Annotated in this window: 18 protein-coding genes; 10 read left to right on the top strand and 8 right to left on the bottom strand. The window is 74.5% G+C overall.

Annotated elements, in window-relative coordinates:
- Positions 1-34 precede the first annotated feature (34 nt).
- Complete coding sequence (locus F9C41_RS11340) at positions 35-694, bottom strand: hypothetical protein (RefSeq protein WP_155386647.1); 660 nt, start codon at positions 692-694, stop codon at positions 35-37.
- Between the two features lie 84 nt (positions 695-778).
- Here F9C41_RS11340 and F9C41_RS11345 point away from each other — a divergent pair, with 84 nt between their 5' ends.
- From F9C41_RS11345 to F9C41_RS11355, 3 genes are read left to right on the top strand one after another with little or no spacing between them, the layout of a single operon-like run.
- Positions 779-1,138, top strand: a complete 360-nt coding sequence (locus F9C41_RS11345) for an Rv2175c family DNA-binding protein (protein WP_144121504.1) — start codon at positions 779-781, stop codon at positions 1,136-1,138.
- A 2-nt stretch (positions 1,139-1,140) separates the two neighbouring features.
- Positions 1,141-1,458: a lycopene cyclase domain-containing protein gene (locus tag F9C41_RS11350; RefSeq protein ID WP_230689495.1), complete on the top strand. Its 318-nt coding sequence runs from the start codon at positions 1,141-1,143 to the stop codon at positions 1,456-1,458.
- On the top strand, positions 1,455-1,763 hold the full coding sequence (locus F9C41_RS11355; RefSeq protein WP_155386648.1) for a lycopene cyclase domain-containing protein: 309 nt from the start codon (positions 1,455-1,457) through the stop codon (positions 1,761-1,763). The genes F9C41_RS11350 and F9C41_RS11355 overlap by 4 nt, the downstream gene beginning before the upstream one ends.
- Here the strand turns inward: F9C41_RS11355 and mptB are convergent.
- Positions 1,708-3,219: a polyprenol phosphomannose-dependent alpha 1,6 mannosyltransferase MptB gene (mptB, locus tag F9C41_RS11360; RefSeq protein WP_155386649.1), complete on the bottom strand. Its 1,512-nt coding sequence runs from the start codon at positions 3,217-3,219 to the stop codon at positions 1,708-1,710. The two genes, F9C41_RS11355 and mptB, sit on opposite strands and share 56 nt — an antisense overlap.
- Before the next feature lie 57 nt (positions 3,220-3,276).
- Here mptB and F9C41_RS11365 point away from each other — a divergent pair, with 57 nt between their 5' ends.
- Positions 3,277-3,717, top strand: a complete 441-nt coding sequence (locus tag F9C41_RS11365; RefSeq protein WP_230689496.1) for a guanyl-specific ribonuclease — start codon at positions 3,277-3,279, stop codon at positions 3,715-3,717.
- Positions 3,718-3,727: 10 nt separating this feature from the next.
- On the opposite strand, the gene F9C41_RS11370 is transcribed toward F9C41_RS11365, so the two are convergent.
- The 3 genes from F9C41_RS11370 to F9C41_RS11380 form a co-directional block, all read right to left on the bottom strand.
- Positions 3,728-4,798, bottom strand: a complete 1,071-nt coding sequence (locus F9C41_RS11370) for a polyprenyl synthetase family protein (RefSeq protein WP_155386650.1) — start codon at positions 4,796-4,798, stop codon at positions 3,728-3,730.
- Between the two features lie 9 nt (positions 4,799-4,807).
- Positions 4,808-6,076, bottom strand: a complete 1,269-nt coding sequence (locus tag F9C41_RS11375) for a transcriptional regulator (protein WP_155386651.1) — start codon at positions 6,074-6,076, stop codon at positions 4,808-4,810.
- 189 nt (positions 6,077-6,265) lie between these two features.
- A complete protein-coding gene (locus tag F9C41_RS11380; protein WP_155386652.1) occupies positions 6,266-7,414 on the bottom strand; it encodes a hypothetical protein in 1,149 nt (382 codons plus the stop codon).
- Positions 7,415-7,924: 510 nt separating this feature from the next.
- Between F9C41_RS11380 and F9C41_RS11385 the strand changes: the two genes are divergently transcribed.
- From F9C41_RS11385 to F9C41_RS11395, 3 genes are all read left to right on the top strand, one after another.
- Positions 7,925-8,209: a hypothetical protein gene (locus F9C41_RS11385; RefSeq protein ID WP_155386653.1), complete on the top strand. Its 285-nt coding sequence runs from the start codon at positions 7,925-7,927 to the stop codon at positions 8,207-8,209.
- Between the two features lie 125 nt (positions 8,210-8,334).
- On the top strand, positions 8,335-9,255 hold the full coding sequence (gene metF, locus F9C41_RS11390) for a methylenetetrahydrofolate reductase [NAD(P)H] (protein WP_155386654.1): 921 nt from the start codon (positions 8,335-8,337) through the stop codon (positions 9,253-9,255).
- A 48-nt stretch (positions 9,256-9,303) separates the two neighbouring features.
- Positions 9,304-9,993 carry a CDP-alcohol phosphatidyltransferase family protein gene (locus F9C41_RS11395; RefSeq protein WP_155386655.1) on the top strand — a complete coding sequence of 230 codons (690 nt, stop codon included), beginning with the start codon at positions 9,304-9,306 and terminating at the stop codon, positions 9,991-9,993.
- 11 nt (positions 9,994-10,004) lie between these two features.
- On the opposite strand, the gene F9C41_RS11400 is transcribed toward F9C41_RS11395, so the two are convergent.
- The 3 genes from F9C41_RS11400 to F9C41_RS11410 are packed head-to-tail and all read right to left on the bottom strand — an operon-like array spanning position 10,005 to position 12,069.
- Entirely contained in the window at positions 10,005-10,547 is a 543-nt protein-coding gene (locus F9C41_RS11400; RefSeq protein WP_155386656.1) for a GNAT family N-acetyltransferase, read from the bottom strand.
- A complete protein-coding gene (locus F9C41_RS11405; RefSeq protein WP_120316139.1) occupies positions 10,544-11,032 on the bottom strand; it encodes a YbaK/EbsC family protein in 489 nt (162 codons plus the stop codon). The genes F9C41_RS11400 and F9C41_RS11405 overlap by 4 nt, the downstream gene beginning before the upstream one ends.
- Positions 11,033-11,067: 35 nt before the next feature.
- On the bottom strand, positions 11,068-12,069 hold the full coding sequence (locus tag F9C41_RS11410; RefSeq protein WP_155386657.1) for an EamA family transporter: 1,002 nt from the start codon (positions 12,067-12,069) through the stop codon (positions 11,068-11,070).
- Between the two features lie 470 nt (positions 12,070-12,539).
- On the opposite strand from F9C41_RS11410, the gene F9C41_RS11415 reads away from it, so the two are divergent.
- The 3 genes from F9C41_RS11415 (at position 12,540) to F9C41_RS11425 (ending at position 15,528) form a co-directional block, all read left to right on the top strand.
- Positions 12,540-12,965, top strand: coding sequence for an SAV_6107 family HEPN domain-containing protein (locus F9C41_RS11415; RefSeq protein WP_155386658.1), 426 nt, complete (start codon positions 12,540-12,542; stop codon positions 12,963-12,965).
- A gap of 159 nt (positions 12,966-13,124) precedes the next feature.
- Entirely contained in the window at positions 13,125-13,895 is a 771-nt protein-coding gene (locus F9C41_RS11420; RefSeq protein ID WP_330164751.1) for a hypothetical protein, read from the top strand.
- 103 nt (positions 13,896-13,998) lie between these two features.
- A complete protein-coding gene (locus tag F9C41_RS11425) occupies positions 13,999-15,528 on the top strand; it encodes a DNA polymerase Y family protein (protein ID WP_155386659.1) in 1,530 nt (509 codons plus the stop codon).
- Positions 15,529-15,549: the final 21 nt, after the last annotated feature.

Here is a 15,549-nt window from a genome sequence, read left to right on the forward strand (position 1 = left end):
CGATCGCGTCGCGATCGGGCGTTTCTGCAGCATGTCAGGGAGTCGCCGGGTCCTCGTGGGCGTCCTGCGGAACCGGGTCCACCGGGTGCGAGGTGTCCGGCATCACGATCGAGGACGCCGACGCCAGCGCGGACGCCGACGCGGACGCCGAGACGGACGGGCTGGGGCAAGGCGACGGGCTCGGCGACGGCGACGGCGACGGTTTGGGCGACGGTGAGGGCTTGGGCGACGGTGAGGGCGTCGGCGACGACTCGCAGTCGCACGGGGTCGCCGTGGGCGTGGGCGGGGGCGTACGCCGCGGGCTGGGACCCGGTGTGACGATCCGGCCGGCCGGGACGTCTTTCACCCGATCGGTGGGGGTGGGCGTCGCGTTCGCCTGCCGCCACGGCACCGGGTCCGCGGAGCCCGCGGGCACGTTCACGTGCGGCAGGGCGCCGGGCTGGCGCTCGTCGCCGAGCAGGGCGTCCACCCCCGCCGCGATCGCGTAGTAGCCGCCGACCCCGACCGAGGCGAGCACCAGCACGCCGGCGGCGAGCACGACCCGATGGCGGGCCTGGGGCGGCTGCGGGGCAGGCCCGTCACCGACCGCGGGCATCTCGGCGGTGTCGCCGTTCATCCGGCGCCGGGCGAGATCGTAGCGCAGCGAACGGCGCGCGCCGTCGATCTCCCGCTTGAACGTCTGCCAGGGATTCATCAAAGGCTCCTCTGCTCGGCCGCCACGGCGGCCGGGACGGGGATGCGGTGGTGGGCCCGGTCGGCGACGTGGCAAGGTGTGGAGGTGGCCGAAACTTCGCACTCGACGACCGACGCACCCACGACCTGGCTGCCCCTGCCGGACGTGGCCGAGCGCCTCGGCCTGTCGATCCTCAAGGTGCACCAGCTGATCAAGGACGGCTCGCTGCTGGCCGTACGCCATGAGGGCGTGCGCCAGGTGCCGGCGGAACTGGTGGCCAACGACATCGTGCTCAAGCACCTCCCCGGCGTGCTGACGTTGCTGCGCGACGCCGGGTTCAACGACGATGAGGCCGTGCGGTGGCTCTACACCGCCGACGACACGCTTCCGGGGACGCCCGCGGCGGCGCTCGGCGGCGACAAGGCCCGCGAGGTGAAGCGCCGGGCCCAGGCCGTGGCCTTCTGACGGTGTACGCGTACCTGGCGGTGCTGCTCGGCTGCCTGCTGTGCGCGCTGTGGCTGGAGCCGGTGCTGCGGGTCGGGGTGCTGCGCCAGTGGCGGCGGCTGCTGTTGGTCGCGGTGCCCGTGGTGCTGGTGTTCGGTGCGTGGGACCTCGCCGCGATCGCGGCCGGGCACTGGTCCTTCGATCACGACCAGGTGCTCGGGGTGTGGCTGCCCGGCGGGATGCCGCTGGAGGAGCTGCTGTTCTTCCTGGCGGTGCCGCTGTGCGCGATCCTCGGCTTCGAGGCCGTGCGCAAGGTGCTGGACCGGGCCGGGCGCTCGTGACGTACACCGCGGCCGCCGCGCTCGGCCTGGCCGGGGCGGTGGCGGTCGACCTGCTGGTGCTGCGCACCCGGGTGCTGCTCAGCCCGGTCTTCTGGGCGACGTATCCGATCGTGCTGGTGTTCCAGCTGCTCAGCAACGGGGTGCTGACCGGGCGCGGGGTGGTCCGCTACGCGCCCGAGGCGATCACGGGCCTGCGGATCGCGTACGCCCCGGTCGAGGATCTGGTGTTCGGTTTCGCGCTGGTGCTGTTCACGCTGTCGCTCTGGGTCTGGACCGGACGGCGGCGACGATCAGCGCGATCGTGACCGCGAACGCGCCCACTGCCTTGGTCAGCACCGGCACCCCGAGCCCGTTCGGCAGCGTCAGCAACGCGCAGACCACGGCCCCCACGGCCAGCCACCGCCGACGCCGCGGATCCGTCTCGGCCGCGGCCAGCACGGCCAGCGGCGCGAGCGCGTACCAGGGATAGAACACCGGCCCCAGCAGCGCCGTCGCGGCCATCACCCACCCGCACGCCCGCACCACCGCTCCGGCGTCGCCCCGCCGCCGCCACGCGTGCACCAGCCCCCACACCCCGACCGCCGCCAGCGCCACCAACCCCAGCGCCCGCCCCACGGCCACCGCCGCGTCGACCCACTCACCCCGCCCGACCAGCCGCAACACATACCCCGCGGCCATGCCGACCGCCGTCGGCGGCGAACTCCACTGCACCAGCTCCCCGGTCCCCCGCAGCGCCGAAACCCACCCGACCCCCAACCCACTGACCGCACTGACCCCGGCAAACGCAGCAACCCCCGCAACCGCCCCCGCCCACCACCGCCGCCCCAGCAGGATCAGCACGAACGGCACCACCACCACCGCCGTCACCTTGACCCCCACCGCCCCCGCCCCCAAAACCCCCACCCCGACCGCTCCCCACCACGCCGCCGCCCCACCCACGCGGGCACGATCTTGCGCGAACTGTGGGGACGACACGCCCGGATCGGGCAAAGGGGCAACAGTTCCCGCAAGATCGTCGTGATCTTGGCGGCGGTGGGCCAGGGACACGGTCAGGGCGGTGACGGTGAGGGCGGCGACGAGGGCGTCGTTGTGGAGGGCGGAGAGAGCGTGGACGGCGGTCAGGGGGGTGAGCAGGGCCAGCCAGTAGGCGGCGGGCACGGGGACGCCGCAGGCGCGGGCGAGGGGTGGTAGGGCCAGGGTGAGCAGGGCCACCGCGGCGAGGGTGAGCAGGCGTAGGCCGGCCAGCGCGCCGAGCAGGCCGCCGAGGCCGGTCACGGCCCCGGTCAGCAGCACCGCGACCGGGCCGTAGGGGGTCGGGGTGTGCCACCACAGCTCGGGCACCGATGCGGTCCAGGGACAGCCGCCGTCGGCGACACCCATTGCGTACGGGTTCAGGCCCGCGCGCCACAGCCAGCCCTGGCAGGCGTACGCATAAGCGTCGCGGCTGCCCAGCGGCGGCGCGACCAGCAACGGAGCGGCCCACGCCGCCCCGATCGCCAGCAGCCGCCACGCCGGCCCGGAGCTCAGCTCACCGGCCCGGCCCAGCCGCCACCACGCGACCGTCCAGCCGGCCATCCCGGCCAGCCAGCACGCCAGCCCCAGCGAGAAACTCCCCGGCACCGCGCCGAACCCGCCCAACCGCAGTCCGGGCCCGGGATCACCGCCCGGCAACGCGCCCGCCAGGTACGCCGAGACGGCCAGCAGCACGCCCGAGACGCAGCCCAGGGCGGCGGTGGCACGGGAGGTGGCGTGGGGGAGCACCCGTTGATGATTCCACGGTCCTTGATCGCGACCACGCGACACCGCACACTCCCTGATGTGGACAGCTACGCGACGCGGCGCAACATCACGATCGCCGCTGCGGTGGCGGTGCTGCTGATCGCCCTCATGGCGCTGGTGGGCTACTGCGCGCGTACCGCCCTGACGCCCGCAGGCGACGGCGGCGCACCCGCCGCGTCGGCCGGCCGGACCTCGGTGTCGGGGCTGCCCACGGTGCCCCTGCGCGAGCTGCCCAAAGAGGCGGTCGCCACGGTCGCGTTGATCGACGCGAACGGGCCGTTCCCGTACGACAAGGACGGCACCGTGTTCGGCAACCTGGAGGGCATCCTGCCCAAGCAGCCGCGCGGCTACTACCGGGAGTACACGGTGCCCACGCCGGGCTCACGCGACCGCGGCGCGCGGCGGCTGGTGGCCGGCCGCGACGGTGACCTCTACTACACCGACGACCACTACGACAGCTTCCGGCAGGTGCTGCGGTAACCGCCGCGGCTCAGGCGGCGCGGTGCACCGCGGCGTCGGCCAGCTCGCGCAGCATCTCGGCCGCCTCGGGCTCGACCGGCGCGGCCGCAAGCGCCGTGAGCGCCGTCGAGGTCAGCTCGGCGATGTACGCCTCCGTGCGGGCCAGCGCGCCCGACTCCGTGATGATCCGGCGCAGCTGCGCCACGCCCGCCTCGTCGAGGTCGGCGCTGCCCAGCGCCGCGGCGAGCGTGTCGCGATCCGCGGGCGATGCGTGCGCGAGCGCCATGACGATGAGGTAGGTCCGCTTGCCCTCGCGCAGGTCGTCCCCGGCCGGCTTGCCCGTGGCGACCGGGTCGCCGAACACCCCGAGCACGTCGTCACGCAGCTGGAACGCCTCGCCCAGCGGCAGCCCGAACGACGAGTAGGCCCGGCTCAGCGCCTCGGGGGCGTCGGCCAGCGCGGCCCCCAGCAGCAGCGGGTGCTCGACGGTGTACTTCGCCGACTTGAACCGGGCCACCTGCGAGGCCCGCTCCACCGAGGTGTCGGCAGACGCCTGGGTGAGCACGTCGAGGTACTGCCCGATCATGACCTCGGTGCGCATCAGGTCGAAGACCGGCCGCGCCCGCGCCACGGTCACCGGGTCGAGCCCGCTCCCGTGCAGCATCTCGTCCGACCAGACCAGGCACAGGTCGCCGAGCAGGATCGCCGCCGCGGCGCCGAACCCGGTCGCCCCGCCCTGCCACCGCTCGCGGTCGTGCAGCATCGCGAACCTGCGGTGCACCGCGGGCTCGCCGCGGCGGGTGTCGGAGGCGTCCATCAGGTCGTCGTGCATCAGCGCACTGGCCTGCACCAGCTCCAGCGCGGCCAGCGCGGACACCACGTCGTCACGGTCCTCGCCGCCCGCGCCGCGGTAACCCCAGTAGGCGAAGGCCGGGCGCAGGCGCTTGCCGCCGCCCAGCACGAAAGCCTCCACGGCGTCTGCCAGCGGGCCCAGGCCGGCGTCGATGCCCGCCATGTGCGCCCGGCGGTCGGCCAGGAAGACCGCGAGGGCCTTCTCGACCCGCGGACGCAGCGCGGCCCGGTCCACCGGGTGAATGGTCATGGGACGAACTTAGTTCACTCCCGGCCGTGTGGATGACCCCGGTAGGTATGACGTGAGCTGGGTGATCAGTTCACTCAAGTCACGTACCGCCCTGGTCTGCGGTCGGGCCGCCAGCCGTACCGACAGCTCGCGGGTCTGCTCGGCCGCTCGCACCGACCCGGCGCGCACCGCCTCGACCGCCGCGTCCGCGCCGACCGCGCAGGCCTGCTCCACCTCGCCGACGCCGAGCAGGGCACGGGCCAGCCAGCCCGCATAGACCGCGCGGGTGCGCGGCTGACCGCGGCGAGGCCGCCGCAGGGCAGGCTGCTCCAGCAGCGGCAGCGCCCGCGCCGGCCGGTCCAGCGCGACCAGGCAGCGGCCCGCCATCGCGGCCAGCTCCGCCTGGTCCAGCCAGTACAGCCAGGACGGCTCGTGCTCCGCTCGCACCCGGTCGCCGAGCCGCCGGGCGACCAGCAGGCCGTCCTGCGCGGCGCGGCCGTCCCCGGCCCGTGCCGCGGCCAGCGCCGCCCGGTGCGCGAGCAGCGCCCGCAGGCCGGGGCTGCCGTCCCGGCGGGCACCCGCCGCAGCGATCCGGGCCAGCCGCCAGGCCGCCCCCGGATCCGCCTCGCAGAGCAGATGACTCGCCCCGCCCAGCACGTGCGCGCCCAGCGCCGGATCGCCCGCCTCCATCGCCAGCACCAGCCCCGCCCGGTATGCCCGCAGCGCCGTCACCCGGTCCCCGGCGTCGGCGGCGGTCCACCCGGCGAGCTGGGCCAATTCGGCGACGGGCCGCAGCAGCCGCCGCCGATCCACGCCGCGGGCGCGGTGCAGCCGGTCCGCCGCCTGCACCCAGCACCGGCGCGCGACCGGGGCCAGATCGGCCCCGCCCACGAGATCGTCCATCCGCCGCAGCTCGGCGATGTGCCGATCGAGCTGCCCCGCCGCGCGCTGGTCCGACGAGCCCCGCGACTCGCCCGGCGCGGCGTCGCCGTGCACGGTGTGGCGCAGCCACTGCTCGGCGAGTTGGTGCAACCGGGTGACGCCGTCGACGGGAACCGGCCGGTCGACCGGCCGCGCGGAGGCGGCCAGCCAAGCGGGCGGCAGGTCGAGCACGAGCGCGAGCCAGGCCAGCCACTGCGCGCCGGGCAGCCGGTCACCCCGCTCCCAGCGGCTCACCTCGTGCCTGGTCACCGTGGTGACCCCGGCCGCCGCGCAGAGCAGCGCGGCGAGCCTGGTCTGGCTGTACCCGCGACGGCGTCGGGTATCGGCGATCAGTCTGCCCAGCGGTGGACGGGACACGGCGGCCTCCAGGCTCGTCCCACGGCGTTACCGGACACAGCCGACCCCCGGCGCAGGCCCCCATGCGCCGACCCGTTTCTACCGTCCGCGTACGACAGTCCGGCCGCCCCAGCGCGCCACCGACGGGCCATGACGTTGTCTCGTGTCGGAAAGCGCGGTCCGGCCTCACTTTCCGACCCGAGACAACGATCATCGCGAGGCGAGCCGGGTCGCCGCGAGCTGCCGGACCTCCGGCCTCTCGATCGGATCGTGGACTAGGCCGTCCAGCACCGTCCTGGTGACATGGTCGAGGTGGACATGGGCCGCGGCGAACTCGCGCACACCGCTCTCGCTGTCGAACAGGCCCTGCACCAGCGGAACCTCGGCGGCCAGGGGGTCGACCGCCAGCAGTGCCCGCAGGCAGGCCGTCCGCTCGTACGAGTGCGGAGTCCACTGCCACATCGCCCGCAGCCGCGGCACGGCATCGGCCGCGACAGCACCGAAGCGGGCGAAGCCGTCGGCCAGGACGTCGAACCCGCACCACTCGTCGGCCTCCCACCACCTGTCCCAGGCCTCGATCAGCCGGGGGATGTCCTGCTCAGTGCCATGCTTGGCGAGCAGGGCCGCGCCGAACCGGTGCATCCGCCCGTCCTGGGCCCACACCCTGGCGTGGCCGATCGCGGCCGGGCCCAGCCGGGAGACCGCGCGGTGCAGCAGCGGCGTCCCGAATAGGTCCTCGGCCAGATCCAGCAACCGCGGCTCCGGCGCGGACCGGGCCAACTCCCGCACCGCAGCCGACCGCTCGCCGCGCGACGCCAGCGGGTCGGTCAGCACCGCGACCAGCACATCGTTGGGGCGTGGGGCGGGCGTCGGCGGGCGTGCGCTGCGTTCGGCCGTCCGCCGTGTCAGGTCCTTGATCCGGGTATGCCGCTGCGCCCAGGTGGTCCAGGGGTCCCGGAACCCCAGCACGTCTTCCTCGTCCTGCGGGGTCAGCCGGGCGAGCACCACGGTGTCGAGGTCGTCCCAGCTCGGCCTGGGCCACCGCCCGGTGATCTCGTCGAGCACCGTCATCCAGTGGCCGGCCTCGGCGACGGCCTGCCGCAGCGCGGCCACCGCCCGGCGGTCGCCCGCGTGACCGAGCGTTTCCAGCACTCTGAGCGTGACGTGGAAGGAGCCCTCGTCGTAGGAGGTCTCGTCGTCGAGGTCGAGGTCCCGGTCGGCCGTCCAGAAGAGATCGATGATCGGCGTGAGATCCATGTCCAGGTCGCGGACCAGGCGGGCGAGGTAGTCGCCGCAGTCGTCGACCTGGCGGTCCCAGCGGTGGTCGCGCGCGATGCAGGCGAACACGGCCTCGGCCACGCCTGCGTCGCGTCGATCACGGCGTGCCCTGAGCGCGCCGCGCCCGTGCCCGCGTTGCAGGCTTCCCAGCAGGGTCCGAGCGCTCGGTGCGTATGCCGATGCACAGGCGGCGTATGCGTACCAATTGCTGCGACTGCACCGCCGGGACGGCACCGGCTGCTGCCGGTGCTGCGGCCGGGTTCATCCCTGCGACGAGCGCACCCGTGCCGGTCGCCTGATCGCACATTTCGATGATTGGGCTATTGACAGCCATTGACCCCGCGTGATGGCGAGCGCTCGGGCCGCGACATAGATATTCGCGCTGGTAGAGGACGCGTAAGGACTCGAAGTTCCCTGGCCCCTTTACATTTTTGTGCTGGCCCCTCCCGCGGGGCGGAATCTTCGCTGTGATGAACGGGCTCGCGCTGGTGGACGGCACTCCCAACACCGGACGAGCCGCCGGGGCGGCGCGTCACTCCCATGGCCTGCGCCGCCCCGGTGCCCTTCGTCGCGTACATCCTGGAGGGTTTGATGGATCTGCCCCCGATCGACTGGGAGAACCCGCCGCTCGATCCACCGGAGCAGGTGGCGCAGCCGCTGATGTGGCGGCTGGCCGCGCGGCTGCTGCACGACCACGTGCCGGGTGCGGGGTTTCGGCCGCCGGTGCACCGCTGCCGGGTGTGCGAGCTGCCGTGGCCCTGCCCGGCGCGGCGGTATGCCGAACGCGGGCTGCTCGCCGCCTGCCATCACCCGGCGGTGGGGCGCGGGTCGGCCTCGTTCGCGGACTGGTTCCTCACCGGCGAGGAGCCGCGGTGAGCGCGCCGGTCGGGGCGGGTGCGCGCGGGGCGGGAGGGGCCGGTGAGCACGGTCACGTGGGCGGGGCGCACCACGCACTGGGACGAAACCGCTCCTCAGGCCGGTCGGCCGATAGAGTCGGCAGGGTGACGCTGCGTGCTCCATCGACCATGCCGGGACCCCGGCCGACCGTGCGTGAGCTGCTGACGTCGGGTGAGCCGACGTTCTCGTTCGAGTTCTTCCCGCCCAAGACCGCCGACGGCGAACGCGTGCTGTGGCAGTCGATCCGGGAGCTGGAGTCGCTGCAGCCGTCGTTCGTCTCCATCACGTACGGCGCGGGCGGCAGCACCCGGGACACGACGGTGCAGCTCACCGAGCGCATCGCGACCGAGACGACGCTGCTGCCGCTGGGGCACCTGACCGCGGTCAACCACTCGATCGGCGAGCTGCGCAACGTCATCGGGCACTACTCGGACGCGGGCGTGCGCAACATGCTGGCGCTGCGCGGCGACCCGCCGGGCAGCGACCCGCAGGCCGAGTGGGTCGCCCACCCGCAGGGGCTGCACTACGCCGAGGAGCTGGTGCGGCTGCTCAAGGACAGCGGCGACTACTGCGTCGGGGTGGCCGCGTTCCCGGAGAAGCACCCGCGCTCGGCCGACTTCGCCTCGGACGTGCATCACTTCATCCGCAAGTGCCGGGCGGGCGCCGACTACGCGATCACGCAGTTCTTCTTCGACTGGCAGGACTGGGCGCGGCTGCGTGACGCCACCGCCGCGGCGGGCTGCGACGTGCCGATCATCCCGGGCGTCATGCCGGTGACCAACGTCAGCCAGATCGAGCGGATGGCGCAGCTGTCCGGCGCGGCCTTCCCGGCCGACCTGGCCGAGCGGCTGCGCGCGGTCGCCGACGACCCCCAGGCGGTACGCGCCGTCGGCGTCGAGGTGGCCACCGAGCTGAGCACGAAGCTGCTGGCCGAGGGCGCACCCGGCCTGCACTTCATCACGTTGAACCGGTCGACGGCCACCCGTGAGGTGTGGCAGCGGCTACGGGTGGGCGCCGCGGTGTAGCTCCCACCCGGGTGGCCCGCGCGTGAGCGGGCGGACCGGGAGTGGAGCATGGCAGCGCCGACGACGGGCACGAGCTGGGACGGGTACGTCTCCGGCTGGTCGAACTCGCACGACGGGTACGACCCGCGCCACGCGGGTCCGCTGCTGCGCAAGTGGCTGCGTGCCGCGTTCACGGTCGGCGGGGTGCTGGCCCGGTTGGGGGCGCGGCCCGCGTACGCCATGACGGTCGCCGCGGCCTGTGCCGTGCTGGTGCCGGTCATCGCGGCCCGCGGCGGCTCGTGGCCCGCGCTGGCGGTCCCGGTCCTGGTGCTGGGGCTGGCCGCGGACACGGTCGGGCAGACGCTGGCGGTGCTGCTGGGCCGGACCTCCCGGCTCGCCTCGTTCTACCGCACCATGCTCGACCGGATGAGCGAGGTGTGCTGGCTGATCGCGCTGGCGACGCTCGGCGCGCAGCAGACGCTGCTGCTGGCCTGCGGGGCGATGGTGTGGCTGCACGAGTACATCCGGGCCCGGGCCGGGGCGGTCGGGCTGCGCGCGGCAGGTTCGGCGACCATCGGCGACCGGCCCACCCGGGCCTGGCTGACGCTGCTGTCACTGCTGCTCGCGGCCGCGTCGACGGCCCAGGTCGGCCCCGATCTCGCGGCCGGCGTCGTGACCATGGTCCTGGTCCTGTGGTTCTCCCTGGCCGTGCTGGGTCTCGGCCAGCTCCTCACGGTGGTCCGCAAAGTCCTGACCTGACCCGCTGCCCGTCAGTGGGTCATCGGGAGGGGGCGGCCGAGGACGGCGAAGGGGCGGGGGTCGCCGGGGAAGAGCAGGTGGCGGGAGACGTCCACGAAGCCGGTGCGCCGGTACAGCCGCCAGGCGCGGGACGCCTGCTCGTCGGCCTCGGGGGTGGACAGCAGCGTGGTCGCCGCGCCGGTCATCGCCAGCAGCGCCCGCAGTTGCGCCTCGCCCAGCCCGTGGCCCTGCGCGGCCGGGCGCACGTGCAGCTCGACCACCTCGAAGCAGTCGGTCAGCCAGCGCTGCCGCGCCGCGGGGTCGAGCACCGCGCTGACCTGGTCGTGCCACCACTGGCCGGGCTCGGAGTGGTAGCCGTAGGCGAAGCCGAGCAGCTGGCCCATGTCGCTCAGGCTCGCGATGGCCCGGAAGTGAGGCCGGTGCAGGTGCGTGGTGATGTAGCCGCGCCGCACGGCCAGGGCCTGGGGGTGGTACGACATGGCCTCGCCGAACACGGTCAGCACGTCGTCCATGCGCCGGCCGAGGTCGTCCGAGGTCCAGGGGACCAGCCTCATGCGACCTCCGCCGGTGTCGCCGAGGTGACCCTCAGCAGCTCCGGATAGGTGATCGGGAAGACGGCCTGGGGCACCCCGCCGGCCGCCCAGATCTCGCCGTATCCGGCGAGCGCGGTGTCGATGAGCGTGCGCACCGGCTTGGGGTGGCCGAGCGGGGCGACGCCGCCGATGACCTGGCCGGTGTGCTCGCGTACGAACTCGGGGGTGGCCCGGCGCAGCTTGGCGACGCCGAGGTCGGCGGCGACCTTCGCGGTGTCCACCCGGTGCCCGCCGGAGGTCAGCACCAGCAGCGGCTCGCCGTCGACCTCGAAGATCAGCGAGTTGGCGATCTGCGCGGCCTCGACGCCCAGGGCGGCGGCCGCGGCGGCGGCGGTGTGCACGCCGTCGTCCAGGACGATCACCCGGCAGCCCGCGCCGGTGTGGTCCCGGGCATCGGCGGCGTCGAGCGCGTGCTGGACTGCGATCACGTTCGGGTGCGACAACATCACTCGATCCATGTCTTGGCGTTGGGCGCGGTCGGTCAGCGGGTGCTGTGCACGCGAACCGGGTCGGGTGCGACGGCACGGGCTTCATTCTGCCCCAGCGGCACCGGCTCGATCAGCGCCGCCACGGGCACCCGGGCGGTCTCGGCCAGCGCCACGCCGATCAGCAGCAGCGCGCCGCCGGCCAGCTGCGCCGGGTTGAGCAACTCGCCCAGGGTGAGCCAGGCCACGGCGGCGGCCAGCACCGGTTCGATCATGCCGAGGATGCCGACGCTCGTCGCGGGCAGGTTCCGCAGCGAGCCGGCGATCAGCAGGTACGGCACGATGGTGCCGAGGATCAGCAGGTAGGCGCAGAGCAGCCAGAGCGGGGTGCCGCCGTCGGTGTGCCCGCCCAGCGCGCTCCAGTCGGGGGCGCTGCCGCTGAAGGCCCGGAAGAGCAGGCCGGCCACGGCCGACACGCCGAACGCCCAGCCGGTCAGCGAGACGGTGTCGCGGCTGGCCACGCCCTTCGCGCCGAGGATGAAGTACGCGGCGAGCAGCACGGCCGCGCCGAGCCCGGCGAGCACGCCGACGCCGTCCAGGCTCAGGTCGCCCCAGACCTCGGCGACGCAGGCGAGGCCGAGCAGGCACAGGGCCAGCCCGGCCCACAGCCGCGGGCGCACCGGACGGCGCTGGCCGAAGCGGGCCCACAGCGCCACGAACAGCGGCGCCGTGTATTCGAACAGCAGCGCGACGCCGACCGGCATGCGGGCGATGGCCACGAAGTAGAGCATCGGCACGGCGAGGAAACCGGTGATGCCGTATGCGATGAGCAGCGGCAACTGCCGCGCGGTGAGTGCGAACCGGCGCAGCCCGGGGCGCAGCGCCGCGCCCAGCGCGAGCAGCCCGGCGCAGGCGCCCAGGGCGCGCAGCGTGGTCAGGTCGGGCGCGCTGACCCCGGCCCGCAGGATCAGCTTGGAGACGGTGCCGTTGACGGCGAACAGCAGGCTGGCCAGCGTGACCATGGCGATGCCCAGAGCGGGCCGGGGACGGAACGGCACTGTTCGAGGCTACCTGTTGTCATGTGCGGATTCGCATCTGGTCCTTACCTTTGCGGTCCGGATGGTGACACGGCGCGGGCCAGGGTTTACAACGCGATTTTTTCGAACTAACGTTCTACTCGTTGTTCGGACAAGTGTTCGATCATGTCTCGGGGGGAGCGGTTCGCAACCGCGAACTCCGGGCCGGTGTTCGCGGCACCGACCCAGGTCACCGGAGATTCGCGGCTCCGGCGGCCGACCAGGCGGGTGCCATCCGCTGCCCATCGACCCCCGGGCAGCGGATGGCCGCCCGACCGGCGAGCCGGTCCGGGCGTGGCGTGGGGAAGCTCCACGCCCGGCCGGCAAGCGCTACACCACGTCTTCCTCCGTGGCTCGGAAAGCGGGCGGTCGCCCGGCCCGGAACGATCCGGGTCCGCGTGACAGCCCTGGGTTCGGCCGGGTATAGGCCGACGATGGAGGGAGCCGCCGACATGAACGCCACGACGAAGGTGCCGGCCCATCTGCTGCCGCACCGCACTCCGATCGAGCTGATCGTCCTCGCCCGCCGCGGGCTCGCCGAGGCCCGGGAGACCGGAGGCCACGCGCAGCGCTACGCCACCGCCCACCTCGCCGCACTGCGTGCCGCGGCCGCCGTGATCGCCGCCCGGGCCCTGCCCGCGCCCGTCCGGCGCCGCCAGATCACCAGCGTGTGGGTGCTGCTGGCCATGGTCGCTCCCGAGCTGAGCGCCTGGTCGTCCCTGTTCTCGTCCGGCGCGGCCAAGAGATCCGCCGCCGAGGCCGGCATCGCCCGGGTCACCGCCGAGGAGGCGGACACCCTGATGTTGCAGGCCGGCCACTTCGTCGACCTGGTGCAGGAGGCGCTGGATCTCGCGATCCAGCCCGTGCTCGCGAGCTGACGCTCACGAGGTGAGTCCGGGCCCGCGGGGGTGGGCCCGCGCCCGACCGGGCGCACCTCGGACAGCTCGTCCCCGGCGCCGCCCGCCTGCGGTCCGCCGGGGACGAGCCGCCGGGGATCAGAACGACCGATATCCACGCACGACGGGGGGATGAACGCCATGACGGGGCTGAGCCAGGCCCGGTCAATGGAGTTGCAGCACGCTTCGGTGCGGCGCGCCAGCGACCTCACCGACGAGCAGGCCGGGCTGGGCACGGACCGGATGCTGCCGGTGCTGCCCGAGCTGCGCGAGCTGCTGCCCGGCCGGGGGCTGCGCCGGGGCAGCACGATCGCGGTCGCCTCGACCGACGCGCCCGACTGTGGCGGCACCACCTCGCTGCTCCTGGCCCTGCTGTCCGCCGCGTCGTCCGCCGGTTCCTGGTGCGCCGTGGTCGGGCTGCCGAGCCTGGGCCTGGCCGCCGCCGCGGAGATGGGCATCGCCCTGGACCGGCTGGCGCTCGTGCCGCACCCCGGCCCGCAGTGGACCACGGTCGTCGGCGCGCTGCTCGACGGGTTTGACGTGGTGGTGGCCGCCCCGACCGGGCCGGTCGCCGCGTCCGTACGCCAGCAGCTCGCCGCCCGCGCCCGCCAGCGCGGCAGCGTGCTGGTGCCGTTCGGCGGCGGGTGGGAGGGCGCCGACGTGGTGCTGTCCCCGGTCGAGGGCATGTGGATCGGGCTGGGCCGGGGCCACGGCCGGCTGCGTGCCCGCGAACTGACCGTCTCGGCTCGGGGTCGGGGGGCCGCGGGCCGCCCGCGCCGGGTCACCATGTGGCTGCCCGCGCCGTCCGGGCCGGCCGTCCCGGCGTCCGAACCCGTGACCGTGTCACCGTCGCGGCCGCTGCCCCAGACCGAGGGGCAGAGCCGGGGCCACCTGCGAGTGGTGCAGGGATGACCGGGGTGCCGCAACCTGCCGGGGCGGTGCCGATCGAGCTCGCGGGTGAGGTGATGCCGCACCCGGCGGGCAGCGGCCGGGCCCGGCCGCCGGTGGTGCGTTGATGGGCGACGCCGCCCAGCGCACCATGCTCGTCTGGTGTCCGGACTGGCCGGTCATCGCCGCCGACCTGCTCGACGGGGTGCCCGCGCACCGGCCGGTCGCGGTGTTGCACGCCAACCGGGTCGTCGCCTCCTCCGCCGCCGCCCGCGCCGAAGGGGTGCGCCGAGGCCTGCACAAACGCGAGGCGCAGAGCAGGTGCCCGCAGGTGATCGTGATCGACTACGACCCGGTTCGCGACGTGCGGGCCTTCGAACCCGTGGTCGCCGCCGTGGAGGAGATCGCTGCCTCGGTGGCGGTGCTGCGCGCGGGCGTCTGCGCGTTCGCCGCCCGCGGCCCGGCCCGCTACTTCGGCGGCGAGGAGGTCGCCGCCGAGCGCATCGTCGAGCAGGTTGCGCAGGAGTGCGGGGTGGAGGCCCAGATCGGCGTCGCTGACGGGACGTTCGCCGCGCTGCTGGCCGCCCGGGCCGGGCGGATCATCGCCCCCGGGCAGACCGCCGCCTTCCTGGCCGCGATGCCGGTGACCACCCTGGACCGGCCCGCGTTGACCAGCCTGCTGCGGCGGCTCGGGGTGCATACCCTCGGGGCCTTCGCCGACCTGCCGCCCAGCGACGTGCTGGCCCGGTTCGGGCTCGACGCCGCGCTCGCGCAACGCCTGGCCGCGGGTCGCGACGACCGGCCGCTCGCGGTCCGCCAGGCCCCGCCCGAGTTGGAGGTCGAGGAGCGCTACGACGAGCCGGTGGACCGCGTCGACAGCGCTGCCTTCGCCGCGCGGGCGCTGGCCGAGCGGCTGCACGAGCGGCTCGCCGGATACGGCATGGCGGCCACCCGGCTGGCCATCAGTGCGGTCACCGCCGACGGCCGCGAGCTGCACCGGGTGTGGCGCCACGACGGCGTGCTCACCGCGCAGGCCATCGCCGACCGCACCCGCTGGCAGCTGGAGGGGTGGATCACCCAGCGCCGGATGACCGCCGGGATCATCGCGCTGCGGCTCATCCCGGACGGGCTCGTCCAGCAGGCCGGACTACAGGCCGGGCTGTGGGGCGACGTCGGGCAGGAACGCGACCGGGCGCACCGGGCGCTGCACCGGGTGCAGGGCATCCTCGGTCCGGAGGCGGTGGTGACCGGGGTGCTCGGCGGCGGCCGTGACCCCGACGTGCAGGCCACCCTGGTGCCGTGGGGTGACGAGCGGACCCCGCAGCGACCGGCCGGCCCGTGGCCCGGCCGCCTGCCGCCGCCCTCACCGGCCGTGGTGCTACCGGAGCCGCAGCCGGTGCAGCTGCTCGACGCCTCCGGCGAGGTGCTGCGGGTCAGCGCCCGGCTGGAGCTCAGCGCCCCGCCGGCCCGACTGGTCTGGGAGGGCCGGAAGATCGAGGTGACCGGCTGGGCGGGCCCCTGGCCGGTGGAGGAGCAGTGGTGGGACGGCCGCCGCACCCACCGCTCCGCCCGCCTCCAGATCCTCCTGTCGACCGGCCGAGCCCTCCTGCTCACCCTCAACGCCGGCCAATGGTCCATAACCCTCCACTTCGACTGACCCACCCCGACCCCTCCCGCG

The sequence above is a fragment of the Catellatospora paridis genome, from assembly GCF_009720365.1.
Taxonomy (GTDB): Bacteria; Actinomycetota; Actinomycetes; order Mycobacteriales; family Micromonosporaceae; genus Catellatospora; species Catellatospora paridis.